Raw genomic sequence first — 398 nt, forward strand, 5'->3', positions numbered from 1 at the left:
GGGCGGTGTCGTGGTGGGCGTGGGGTTCGGCGGGTGCCGGGAGCAGCAGGTAGCCGTCGAGGTCGACGCGGGAGCCGGTGTGGTCGGCGTGGTGGCGGAGGCTGCCGGCGGTGCCGACCGCTTCGATGCGGCCGTCGGCGAGCCGTACGTCGACGGCGCGGCCGTCGGCCAGTCGTGCCCCGCACAGCAGGAGGCCGCCGCCGTCGGCGGTGCGGTCCGGTTTGCCCGGCTCGTGCGGCTGGCTGTCGGCCATCGGACTCCCGCATAGGCGTGTGACCGACGTGGCGGGCGCCTCGGGGTCGGCGCCCCGGGGCGTCCGAGGACGGCCGCTTGGTCGTGGAGGTGGGGCACGAGCCTAGGGCTCGGGCGGGGTGTGTCCGAGCAGGCCGGCAATAGTC

The 398-nt window shown here is 76.4% G+C and carries 1 pseudogene; it reads right to left on the bottom strand.

Features of this window, described 5'->3' with window-relative positions:
• Positions 1 to 253: pseudogene (locus GL263_RS27895) on the bottom strand (hydrolase); the annotation flags it as partial.
• Positions 254 to 398: the final 145 nt, after the last annotated feature.

The sequence above is a fragment of the Streptomyces durbertensis genome (assembly GCF_014156695.1).
GTDB lineage: Bacteria > Actinomycetota > Actinomycetes > Streptomycetales > Streptomycetaceae > Streptomyces > Streptomyces durbertensis.